We start from the raw sequence: 12,264 nt of genomic DNA on the forward strand, positions 1-12,264 counted from the left end.
TATTTATTCTCACTTAAAATTGAAACAGCTGACGTGCGCTGTTTGTTGTCACACTCGCCACCTGCTCTTGTTCAATGCTGCGCAATTCTGCCACTGTTTGCACTACCTGACTCAAATAAGCCGGTTCATTACGCTCTCCCCAATGAATCTGATCCGGCTGATCCGGTGCATCAGACTCCAGTAACAATGCTTCTAAAGGCAACAACTTCACTAAGCGCCTCAGCTTCAACGCCCTCGGGTAGGTAATCGGCCCCCCAAAACCGAGCTTAAAGCCCCGCTCGATCAGCTGTTTCGCCTGCTGCTCACTGCCGGAAAAACAGTGGCACACCCCGGTCAACGTGGGGCGCTGGCGCAGCGCCCGCAACACCTGATCCACCGATTTGCGCGCATGAATCACCACCGGCAAATTAAACTGCACCGCCAGATCCAATTGCTGATGAAAAAAGTGCAGCTGCGCCGTTTGATCCAACTCTTTAATAAAAAAATCCAGCCCACACTCACCCACCGCCAGCGGCTTCTCGTGCGCCAACCAGTGTTGCAATTGATCCAGATGCGCCTCTTTATGCTGATCAATAAACATCGGATGCAGACCGTAAGCCGCGTACAAGCCATCAGACAAGGCCAACACATCTTTTAAAACAGGCCAACGCGCCGCCGAAACCGCAGGCAGCAGCTGCGCCACCACGCCAGCCTGAGCGGCACGCAGCAACACCGCACGACGATCAACATCAAAACGCGGATCATCTAAATGACAGTGACTGTCGATCAGTTGCATTAGCACATTTACTCTTTCACTCAAACATTCGATTGAAGTGCCGATTAATAGATTAAGTCCAACAAAGACAGCCCCATGAAACGCCTTATTAATCTGACAAAAAACTACAAACTCAGCAGCAAAATTTATCTGGCTGCCGGACTTTTTTTATCCGGCATGACGATTATTTTAGTCGCTGGCGCGTACAACATCACCCAAAAAGTCAATAACATCGAAGTCGCCATTCACAGCAGCTCGCAACAGGTCAACCTAGCCAATAACGTAAAAATCGCTATTTTAAAAATGGATCTGGCACTGCAAGCTCTGATTGCTAAAAATGAACCGCAACAAATTCGCGCCTCAGCCGTGGCCTCCATTCGAGCCGGTGCGTATCTGGACGAAGCGTTAGCCAACCTACCTCACGATGCCAACAGTAAAAAACTACTAGAACAAGTTGACTCCATTCGCTCTGAACGCTTGAAAATCATCCGTTTGGGGCGTCAAAATCGAGATACGGCAGCCCTCAGCACCATCTTTACTATTCAACCTATTTTAACTCAGATTCAAAACCTCAGCGATGCCAGCATTCACTCCGCCAAAAAATCACTGGCCGATAAAACCCATCATTCTAAAAAGAAGCTGGAAAACACCCTAAAAATTCTGGCAGGCTTGAATCTGTTTGGTGTCGCGCTTGGCATGTTCATTGCGTTTTTCAGTATTCGCATGATGTGCGAGCCACTGCGAAAAATTGAACAGACCATGCACGCCATCGCCAAAGGCGACTTAACCCAAAATATTGATATCGACGAACTGGGCTCAGATGAAATTGGCATGACCCTAAAAAGCATTCGTTCCACTGTCGAAACCCTACGCAGCACCGTCGCCGACATTCGTTTGGCCTCCCACTCGGTTAACAGCGATGCCGAACAGATGAACGGCGATGCACAACAACTCTCCCATATCAGCCAACAATTAAACCACGGCGTTGAAGAGATCAATAAAAACACCCATCAAGTCACTCTTTCCAGCAGCGCCGCTGCCGATAAAATATCCAAAGCCAATCAACGTGCCACATCCGCCAGCGAACTGGCTCATCGTTCGTTTGCATTAATAAATCAGTCGGTCAATGATTTTCAACTGTTTCAAACCGACATGCAATCGGCCACTGCACGCAGTGAAAAACTGGTGGACATTGCCAACCGCATCAGCGGCATCACCAACACCATTAACAGCATCTCTTCACAAACCAATCTACTCGCTTTGAATGCCGCCATTGAAGCCGCCCGAGCCGGTGAACAAGGGCGTGGTTTTGCCGTGGTCGCCGAAGAAGTGAGAACGCTGGCCAGTCACACCTCCAGTGCGGTAGAAGAGATCTCCTCTCTGATTGAAGACGTGAAAGAGAGCGTCAGTCAAACCGTCGAGTCTATGAAAAATGCCTCTGAAAAAGCCGACCGTAATATCAATCAGCTGAAAAAAGTGTCGGTGAACATAAAAACCAATAAAGACAACGCCGATCAAATATCCACCGCCTTAGCAGACATATCCCAGATTATGAGCTCGCAACTGAAAACCAGTACCTTAACCAACGGTACGGTCACCACACTGGTTGAATACAACACACAAAATAGACGGCAATCTGAAAAATTATTCTGCCTAAGCAATCAACTGGACTCTGCCACCAAAGTGTTAAATAACGCCGTGGTGCAGTTCAATGTCTAATTTTTTCCATAACCGAGATCGACCATGAAGAAATTATTATCAGCCACACTCGCCACATTCTTGCTCAGTTCCTTAATGGGTACTACCCAAGCCAAGGAATTTGAAGTTGGGCAAAAAAACAAATCCTTTACCAAAGATGAATTAACCATCAAAGCGGGCGACACAGTCAGCTTCCCCAACAAAGACCCCTTCTTTCATAATGTCTTTAGCCTGTCAGAAATCAAGTCATTTGACCTCGGTTCTTACAAACAAGGCGACACCAAAAAAATCGTGTTTTTTAAACCCGGAACGGTGGATGTTGAGTGTGCCATTCACCCGAAAATGTACATGAAAATCAACGTAAAAAAATAAGTGAGGAACAGCATGAACTTTTTTATAAAAAGCGCGGCTTTTGTTGCTCTGCTTTACAGCTCGACGGCTTTTTCAGCCTGCGACACATCAAATAAGGATATAGAGTGTGGTATCAAGGTCTTTCAAGAACGCTGCGCTTTATGCCACGGCTCCTTCGGCTTAGGCGACGGCGTTTTGCCACTGAGCCTAAAACAGTACCCCAACACCAATTTATTGAAACAGAATCAACAACGCACCCAGAGTCAAGATGACATCAAACAAGTGGTGGCACTGGGCAGTTTACACCCCGACATCAGTGCGGAAATGCCCTCATGGAAGGATGAGTTAAGCCCCTTTGAAATAAACGCCGTGGCTGAATTGATTTTTCAATTGCGTACCAAAACACCCCAAACCGTCAGCCTACTGCGCGCCAGAGAGCAAGCCCACATCCCCAGCCAACAGCTCGGACAGACTCTGTTTGCCGGACGCTGCACCCTCTGTCATGGCAAAAAAGCCGACGGTAAAGGCCGCATGGCAAAAATCATCAAAAACCCACCGCCGTTTAATTTAACCCTAAGTCGAGCGCCCGACGCGTACTTAAAAAACATCATCAGCAAAGGCGGCCAAGCGATGGGACGCTCATCGCGGATGCCACCGTGGGGCAAAGACCTCAACAGCACCGAGATAGATTCGATCATCTTGTTTTTAAAAAGCATACGCAGCTAACCCCAAGTCACCCATTAAACCACACCACTTTCACTTCACTCAAAGCAGGTAAACACTTGTGAATACTGTATTTAAAACAACCGCAAACACGGCCATTTTAATGGCAGCAGCGCTGTTTTCACCCTTCAGCTTAGCCACCTCTGAGCTGATTTTTGAAGCAGGCCACCCCTCTCTACAAAAGTGGCTACTACCGGAAACAGCCCCCGCACCGGCACAAAACAGCTGGACAAAAGAACGCTCGGAGCTGGGGAAAATGCTCTTTTTTGACCCCCGCTTAAGCCGCAACGGCACCATCTCCTGCGCCACCTGCCATAACCCCATGCTGGGCTGGTCAGATGGCTTAAAAAAAGGCGTTGGCATTAACGGTTCACGCCTTGGCAGAGCATCGCCTGTGGTCACCAATACCGCGCATAATTTTATTCAGATGTGGGATGGACGCAAAAAAGACCTCGAAGATCAAGCCACTGGCCCAATGGACACCGCCGCCGAAATGCACACCGACTTTGAAGCCACACTGACATTTTTAGCCAGCAGTAAAGGCTACACCAACGCCTTCAAACAAGCCTACCCTGGTCAAGGCATCAACCGCGACACCATTGCCAAAGCCATCGCCTCATTTGAACGCACCATTATCAGCAACGACTCGCCTTTTGATCGCTGGGTTCACGGTGATCCTCAAGCCCTCAACAGCCAACAAGTGGCGGGCTTTAAACTGTTTGTTGATCCCAAAAAAGGCAACTGCGAAGTCTGTCACTCTGCGCCCAACTTTGTCGATGATGGTTTTCATAACATCGGCTTAAAAGGCGACGACCCTGGACGTTACACCCAGCGCAAAGTGAAGATATTAAAACGTGCCTTTAAAACCCCCACCCTCAGAGACATTGAACTCTCAGCGCCCTATTTCCACGACGGTTCAGCCAAAACCCTAGCAGAGGTCATTGATCACTACGATCGAGGCGGCATCAACAAGGAAGGCTTAGACCCGAATATGTTCCCACTCAAACTCTCTGGCCAAGAAAAAGAGGAGCTGCTGGCGTTTATGGCCGCTCTGACCACCAAACCCAAAGCGTTTGTATTGCCCATTTTACCGCTGCGTTAATTCCTTCCGTTCTATCGCCCCACTTCGTGGGGTGGCTCTGCTCTTTTTCCTGACCCACAAACAAACATGTTATGCTCTGGCTTCGTTATTTTAGCCATCATCGCTGGATATTTGGGAGAAAAGCTTGAGCAATCCAAGCCGCGTTTTATTGTGGATGCTGCTGTTTTTGGTCATCGCACTGTTAACGGTCAGCACCTTAATCGAACCACTGCAAGATGCCTTTTTTGCCAACCAAATATTCAACGGCATGATCTTAGGCGTACTCCTAATTGGCATTGTGGTTAATTTTCGCCAAGTACTGATCTTGCGTCCTGAATTTCTCTGGATCAAAGCCTTCCCCAACAACGAACAGACGCGCTCACAACCGCGCCTCTTAGCACCGATGGTGAAAATGTTGGCCGGTCGTGGCGAAGGCTCGCGCATTTCAGCTTTGGCCATGCGCGCCATGTTGGATGGCATTCGCCTGCGGCTGGATGAATCCCGCGACTTGTCACGTTACATGAGCGGCTTGCTGGTTTTTCTCGGTCTGCTCGGCACCTTTTGGGGCTTGCTCGACACCATCTCTGGTGTGGTAGAGGTGATCAAAAGTTTGAGCCATCAAAACGACGACTTGGCCAGTAATTTCACCCAGCTCACTCAGCAACTGCAAGTACCGCTGTCGGGCATGGGCACCGCCTTTAGCTCCTCGCTGTTTGGTCTCTCCGGCGCTCTGATCATCGGCTTTTTAGATCTGCAATCCGGTCACAGCCAAAATCGGTTTTACAACGACCTAGAAGAGTGGCTCTCCGAACTGGCTCATCTGCCCAGCGGCAGCCTCAATATCGAAGGTGGCAACGGCGGCGTATCCAGCTACATCGAAGCGCTGCTGGAGCAGACCGCAGACAACTTAAACAACCTGCAACGCAACATGGAGCGCGGCGAAGAAAATCGCCAACAAGAGCAGCAAAAACAGGTGCAACTGGCAGAAAAACTGACTCATTTAACCGAGCAACTGGCCACTCGTTTAGGTGAAACCCAGAGCCACAACAAAAACATGAACCAACATCTGCACAACATCGACTCGGGCATCAACCGTCTGTTGAGCGAACTCACCAAAGACCGCGCTCAATTCTCTCAAGAGGTACGCGATGAGGTGCGTCTGCTGGCGCGTACTCTGGCTCGCAAAGGCCCCACCGAATAAGGAGTCGTCATGTTAGCAAGCCACCGCCGCCATCAAACGGTCAATGTCTGGCCAGGCTTTGTGGACGCCCTAGCGGCTGTGCTGCTGGTGTTTATTTTTATGCTGCTGATTTTTATCGTCGGCCAGTTTTTTCTCACCGACGTCTTAATCGGTCGAGACAAAGCCCTCGATCAGCTCAGCCGTGACATTAATAAGCTCAGCAGCGTGCTCTCGCTGGAGCGAGAAAAACGCCAACAGCAAGCACAAGAGTTAAACGACAGCCAAACCCGCCTGCAAGCCACCCTTTTGCAACGAGACATTTTGCAACAACGAGGCGCTGTTTCAGAACAGACCGTCGCTCGTCAACGCCAAGAACTGCAACTCAGCCAACGTCAATTGACCCAGAGCCAACAAGAACTGATGGTGAGAATGCACACTTTGGAGCTGGCAACTGAGCAAGAACAAAAACTCAATCAAACACTCCAGCAACAACGACAACAACTGACCAAGAGCCAAACCGCACTGCAAACGGAACAGCAGCTCAGCGCGTCAGCCCAGCAACAACTGGCGCTCTTCAGCCAACAACTCAACGCCTTAAAAACTCAGCTGGCCACACTCTCAGCAGAATTAGACCTGTCACAAGCGGAGATCAAGCAGAGAGACATCAAGCTGAGCAGCTTAGGAAAAAAACTCAATCTGGCACTGGCAGACAAAGTGCGTCAGCTGAAAAAATACCGTTCGGAATTTTTTGGCCGTTTGCGCGAAACCTTAGGCGATCAAGCCGGTTTGCGTATTGAAGGTGATCGTTTTGTTTTTCAATCGGAGCTGCTGTTCGCCAGCGGTTCTGCTGAACTGGGCAAAGCAGGCCAACAACAGCTGCTAAAACTGGCGAAAAGTCTGCGCACCGTCGCCAAAAAAATCCCCAAAGACATCCAGTGGATTTTGCGCGTCGATGGCCACACGGATCGTCGCGCCATCAAAACACCGCTCTACGCCTCCAACTGGGAGCTTTCCAGCGCGCGCGCCATTTCAATTGTGAAGTATTTGATCCAACAGGGAATTTCGCCCACCCGCTTGGCTGCCGCTGGTTTTGGTGAGTTCCAGCCACTGGATAAACGACGCAACAGAGAGGCGTATCAGCGCAATCGACGCATTGAGATCAAATTAACTCAGCCTTAGGCCAGTTAGAGCACAGCGTGGATTTGGATAACGGACTGATGTTACCCACCGAAAAAGTGTTCTTGCCAATCAATTGTGAGACCCCGCTGAACGTTCCACCCTGAATCGAATTCAGCACCTTTGCCTACGTTGAAAAAACCACCCCACCTCTACGAGGCACCCCTCCACAGGAGGGGAATTGTTCGTGTATTTTTTCACTCACTGCGTAGTAGTCAGAACCAATCTTTCTATTTTCTAAGCTGCCTATCCGGCAGTGAACAAGTTTTGTACCTGATCAACCACAACGCGCTTTTTCTAACTGATATTACGCGCTGAACAGGAACCTATACCCTATAGAACAAACCTTGTGTTCGCCCTGTTTGTGGAACGTGGATTTTAAATGGGAGGTTTATTTTTCACTCGTCATTCCCGCGAAGGCGGGAATCCATAGGCTCTTGTCATAGATTCATGTGGATTCCCGCCTTCGCGGGAATGACGTGGGTTTAGATTGATTTTCTAAGCTGCCTATCCGGCAGTGAACGTTCAGGTTCAGGTGCATAAAAAACAATTGACTTTCTAAGCTGCCTATCCGGCAGTGAACACTGGGTGTTGCGCTCAACTGATGCAGCACAGTTTCTAAGCTGCCTATCCGGCAGTGAACAATCTCTACAAAATGGCGCACAGACCCCGCATTTTCTAAGCTGCCTATCCGGCAGTGAACAAAGCGGAAAATGAGGCTCACGCGGCTAGCTGTTTCTAAGCTGCCTATCCGGCAGTGAACGCATCAACCGTTGATTACTCTTTTGCTAGAAATTTCTAAGCTGCCTATCCGGCAGTGAACAGCAATGCTCTCCATGCAACAACCATTTAAGTTTTCTAAGCTGCCTATCCGGCAGTGAACGCCACGCCAGACCCTTCCTGATTCGGTGTTTGTTTCTAAGCTGCCTATCCGGCAGTGAACTCTGTTCTGGTTTCGTTACCGGCTCTTGTGTCTTTCTAAGCTGCCTATCCGGCAGTGAACTTGTTGGTATAGATGATGGCGTTTTGCATAATTTTCTAAGCTGCCTATCCGGCAGTGAACACCAGAGAACGAAGTTGTACCAAATGCAGCCATTTCTAAGCTGCCTATCCGGCAGTGAACTTCCGCTGAGTGCGAATAGCGCCGCCGGTTGCATTTCTAAGCTGCCTATCCGGCAGTGAACGAGGCTAGAGAGGCTGAGTGACGGTCTAGCTTTCTAAGCTGCCTATCCGGCAGTGAACTAGATGCTCCAGACATATTTTTGGCTAGAATTTTTCTAAGCTGCCTATCCGGCAGTGAACTGTTTGCACCGACTGCTATACTCTGATGTGAATTTTCTAAGCTGCCTATCCGGCAGTGAACGACGTGGGCGGCTATGCGGCTTTAGCTTGTATTTCTAAGCTGCCTATCCGGCAGTGAACTCAATGCAACAGTGATTAACGATGCTCTTATTTCTAAGCTGCCTATCCGGCAGTGAACAACTAAGAGCTGGATATTGCGAGTCTGATATTTTCTAAGCTGCCTATCCGGCAGTGAACCAATGTCAAGAACTCCGATCGCCGCCATTTTTCTAAGCTGCCTATCCGGCAGTGAACCAAATGTCAAAGCTCGATCGCCCTATTTTCTAAGCTGCCTATCCGGCAGTGAACCAGCATGACTATAGTCGTGTCATGCGATGTTTTCTAAGCTGCCTATCCGGCAGTGAACTGTAATCACTGCGGCTGATGATCAGCTAATGATTTCTAAGCTGCCTATCCGGCAGTGAACAAAGGGTTACGAAAAAGCGCCACCGCTACATTATTTCTAAGCTGCCTATCCGGCAGTGAACGCAGAGCTAGCAGAGCTAGCAGTGGCACGGGATTTCTAAGCTGCCTATCCGGCAGTGAACATCATCTTAATCGTGGTGGTACGTCTATTTTTTTTCTAAGCTGCCTATCCGGCAGTGAACCGGATCAGCGTACAACTGCGCGCTGATACGCTTTTCTAAGCTGCCTATCCGGCAGTGAACTGACTGTTGAGCGTTGACAGTGACTTTGTTTCTAAGCTGCCTATCCGGCAGTGAACGCATCTAACAGACCTACAGACCATAGTGCATCTTTCTAAGCTGCCTATCCGGCAGTGAACTTGCTGGGTCAGTGGTAGCGGGTCGTGCGTCATTTCTAAGCTGCCTATCCGGCAGTGAACAGAAAAAGGCGACAAAGCTAGATCCCGTGGTTTTTCTAAGCTGCCTATCCGGCAGTGAACACAAAAAAGCCGCTAAATCAGCGGCTCCCTTGTTTCTAAGCTGCCTATCCGGCAGTGAACCTGACTTATTGTTCAAGCTGGCCAATCGGCAATTTCTAAGCTGCCTATCCGGCAGTGAACACTCTGATCCTGTCGCTGTAGATTTTTTGAAATTTCTAAGCTGCCTATCCGGCAGTGAACGCCGTTTTCGCCGCTGTCACAGTGACGTTCTCTTTCTAAGCTGCCTATCCGGCAGTGAACACGGCTGCACCAAAAGCGGCGCAAGGCGCAGCTTTCTAAGCTGCCTATCCGGCAGTGAACCTATCCTGATTTATTTTTCAAGCCAGCTAATCTTTCTAAGCTGCCTATCCGGCAGTGAACTTGAAGAGGCTGTTGCGATAGCCGCGCTTGTTTTTTCTAAGCTGCCTATCCGGCAGTGAACACCTCCTTCCCACAATGCCCTCTCTGTGAGAATTTCTAAGCTGCCTATCCGGCAGTGAACCCCCGCCTTGTGTGCGATTTGATTAGCAAATATTTCTAAGCTGCCTATCCGGCAGTGAACAAGTGGAGCTTCGATATGTGAAACTATCACAATTTTCTAAGCTGCCTATCCGGCAGTGAACGATTGTAATTCTCAATTTGCGAGCCTGATTGATTTCTAAGCTGCCTATCCGGCAGTGAACCCGACCATGACACGTCACAGGCGTAGGCGTGATTTCTAAGCTGCCTATCCGGCAGTGAACATGAGGATAAAGAGCTTGGTGCAGCTCTTGATTTTCTAAGCTGCCTATCCGGCAGTGAACGTACATACTCGCACTAAGCAGCATCCGCGATCAGTTTCTAAGCTGCCTATCCGGCAGTGAACCTCATCGATATTGGAGTGGTTTCAGGTCACCTATTTCTAAGCTGCCTATCCGGCAGTGAACAAGAGTATATCAGCAAAAAAATCAGTTACAACAAAGAGTTAGCCGTATTTAGCCAAAAAGACCAATAAAAAAACCGCTTATTGTAACTGATTGTATTTTAACAGATTTTTAAAGAGCTAAAAAATAAGGGGTAAAATAGGTTGTCGCCCCTCAGAAAAAAGAATAAAAAACCATATTATTTGAGTTCTCTGCGGTCTCTGGTCTTGGGATTTGCTCTTAACTGCGAAACATCAAACAAAAAGGGAATTAAACTAAACAAGGCGGGCAAAAAAAAGAGCCACCACTCAGCGTCCTTGCTGTGTGGTTTATGGCTGCTTCCCTATAAAATCCTGTTAGATGCGTACTGCATCACTGGCGGTAAAAGCCAATTCCTCAGCCTATGGCATATCCTATGCGCTCCCTGGCCTCCAACTCCTGATAGACAGACTCCGCTGTCCCATCAATCCTTGATGCTGTTTCATCCTTGGCTCATCCACTGAGCGTACTGATTTCCTAATCAGACGTTCCCTGACCTTGTCATCATCCTGATGACTCCTTGGCTATCGGCTCAAATTCAAAATCCTTAAATGACTTCCTGTCGATCACTCCTTGATAAAATATGTGCCTTACTTGGCGTATCCTCCTTGGATGAATCTATAGTAGTTTCTTAAACTTTTTTCTACCAGCAGCACGGCCAGCGCAGCAAAAACATCGCCCCCTAACGGTGAGGTATTTGTCAGAGAACAGCAAAAAACCAGCAATAAAAAACGCACTGCCATCTTATTTGTGATGCAGATCACAGTTCTAAATTGCCCTTTCAATCGCCCCAGCTTAAGCAGACTCTTGTCCATACAACTACAAAAGTCACTATTGGCACAATTATATCTTTAGCTTATTAGATAAATACGATATACTTAGTATTCCTTTTAAGCCTACATTGTCTCCACTGCCATTGAACGAGGTTTCTAATGCTTGACTTTTATTCCGCCAGTACCCGTATGGTCAACTCCAAACGCGCTATCACCGAATGCATGGAAGCGGCACTGGGTGAAGAAAATCAAGACTGCGATCTGGTCATCATTCACGCCTCCATCGGTCACAACTACCAACAACTGATAGATCAAGCCCGACAATTGGCTCCCAACGCTCGTATTCTAGGCAGCTCGTGTTGCGGTGTGATCGGCAGCGAAGGGGTGAGTGAATCCATGAAAGACGTGGCCATTATGGCCATCAAAGGCAAGTCAGAATTGGCAGTGGCGCATGTGGAGGGCATTTATGGCCACAACGCCTATGAAAAGACCGTAGAACTGGCAGAACAACTCAAAGCCCAGAACGGCAACATCAACATGGTGCTGTTTCTCGCCCCTGGAATAGACATTGCCGATGACCTCTGCATCCAAGGACTGGAAAACGTACTCGGCGATGAGATCACTTTTTTTGGAGCCACCTCGGCAGACAACATGCGCGGCATCGCCAGTTATCAAATGGTCGATGAAACGGTCTATGAACACACCGCATGGGCGGTGGGCTTTGCCGATCCCAGCCTCAAAGTAGACACTCAGGCCACCCACGGTTTTATCGCCACCGGCGAGCCACTGACGGTGACCAAATCCAGCGGCAACCGCATCATCGAGCTGGATGGCCAACCCGCATGGCAAATCTACACAGAGCGTCTGGGCTTGAGCACCGAAGTCACCTGCGGCGACACCATCCCCATTGGCGCACTGGCCGAAGAGCTTCCGCCAGCAGAAGCGCAGGAATACGGCAATGATCACATTCTGCGTGCCGTCACCAAAAAAGAAGATGACGGCTCAATGCACTACCCCACCCTCTGCCCAGAAGGCACCCAGCTGTGGCTGACCATCCGTGACGAAGAACGCATCTTCGATGATCTGGATCGTATGATGGAGCAGATGTTGAAGCGGATGGAAGGTGGCCAAACCGTAGCGGTCTTTCACGCCGACTGTCTCGCCCGTGGCCGAATGCTCTTCAACCGCATTATGAAAGATGAATTAGTAGCGCAGATGCAAACCCCACTGAGCAACAACGGCACCATTCCCCCTTGGCTGGGTTTGTATGGTTTTGGTGAATTTGCTCGCTTAGATGGTAAAAATGTGTATCATAATTATTCCACAGCGATTTATGCCCTCTATCGAGAGAGCTGTTAAACCA

General features: G+C 49.0%; 9 protein-coding genes and 1 CRISPR repeat array. Of the genes, 7 read left to right on the forward strand and 2 right to left on the reverse strand.

Features of this window, described 5'->3' with window-relative positions; all coding sequences use genetic code 11:
* Positions 1-13: 13 nt before the first annotated feature.
* Positions 14-775, reverse strand: coding sequence for a TatD family hydrolase (locus Q9O24_03945; GenBank protein MDQ7074304.1), 762 nt, complete (start codon positions 773-775; stop codon positions 14-16).
* Positions 776-850: 75 nt separating this feature from the next.
* Here Q9O24_03945 and Q9O24_03950 point away from each other — a divergent pair, with 75 nt between their 5' ends.
* From Q9O24_03950 to Q9O24_03975, 6 genes are all read left to right on the forward strand, one after another.
* A complete protein-coding gene (locus Q9O24_03950) occupies positions 851-2,473 on the forward strand; it encodes a methyl-accepting chemotaxis protein (protein ID MDQ7074305.1) in 1,623 nt (540 codons plus the stop codon).
* A 75-nt stretch (positions 2,474-2,548) separates the two neighbouring features.
* Complete coding sequence (locus Q9O24_03955; GenBank protein ID MDQ7074306.1) at positions 2,549-2,824, forward strand: plastocyanin/azurin family copper-binding protein; 276 nt, start codon at positions 2,549-2,551, stop codon at positions 2,822-2,824.
* 12 nt (positions 2,825-2,836) lie between these two features.
* Positions 2,837-3,529 (forward strand): c-type cytochrome, encoded by a 693-nt coding sequence (locus Q9O24_03960; GenBank protein MDQ7074307.1) that lies wholly within the window; start codon positions 2,837-2,839, stop codon positions 3,527-3,529.
* Between the two features lie 58 nt (positions 3,530-3,587).
* Positions 3,588-4,628, forward strand: a complete 1,041-nt coding sequence (locus Q9O24_03965; protein MDQ7074308.1) for a cytochrome c peroxidase — start codon at positions 3,588-3,590, stop codon at positions 4,626-4,628.
* A 124-nt stretch (positions 4,629-4,752) separates the two neighbouring features.
* On the forward strand, positions 4,753-5,808 hold the full coding sequence (locus Q9O24_03970) for a flagellar motor protein MotA (GenBank protein MDQ7074309.1): 1,056 nt from the start codon (positions 4,753-4,755) through the stop codon (positions 5,806-5,808).
* A gap of 9 nt (positions 5,809-5,817) precedes the next feature.
* Positions 5,818-6,966, forward strand: coding sequence for a peptidoglycan -binding protein (locus Q9O24_03975; GenBank protein ID MDQ7074310.1), 1,149 nt, complete (start codon positions 5,818-5,820; stop codon positions 6,964-6,966).
* 492 nt (positions 6,967-7,458) lie between these two features.
* A CRISPR array of direct repeats spans positions 7,459-10,113; the repeat unit is 28 nt; unit sequence TTTCTAAGCTGCCTATCCGGCAGTGAAC.
* 605 nt (positions 10,114-10,718) lie between these two features.
* Here the strand turns inward: Q9O24_03975 and Q9O24_03980 are convergent.
* On the reverse strand, positions 10,719-10,943 hold the full coding sequence (locus Q9O24_03980) for a hypothetical protein (protein MDQ7074311.1): 225 nt from the start codon (positions 10,941-10,943) through the stop codon (positions 10,719-10,721).
* Positions 10,944-11,060: 117 nt separating this feature from the next.
* Between Q9O24_03980 and Q9O24_03985 the strand changes: the two genes are divergently transcribed.
* Positions 11,061-12,260: an FIST N-terminal domain-containing protein gene (locus Q9O24_03985; protein MDQ7074312.1), complete on the forward strand. Its 1,200-nt coding sequence runs from the start codon at positions 11,061-11,063 to the stop codon at positions 12,258-12,260.
* Positions 12,261-12,264: the final 4 nt, after the last annotated feature.

The sequence above is a fragment of the Gammaproteobacteria bacterium genome (genome assembly GCA_030949385.1).
Lineage (GTDB): Bacteria > Pseudomonadota > Gammaproteobacteria > JAUZRS01 > JAUZRS01 > JAUZRS01.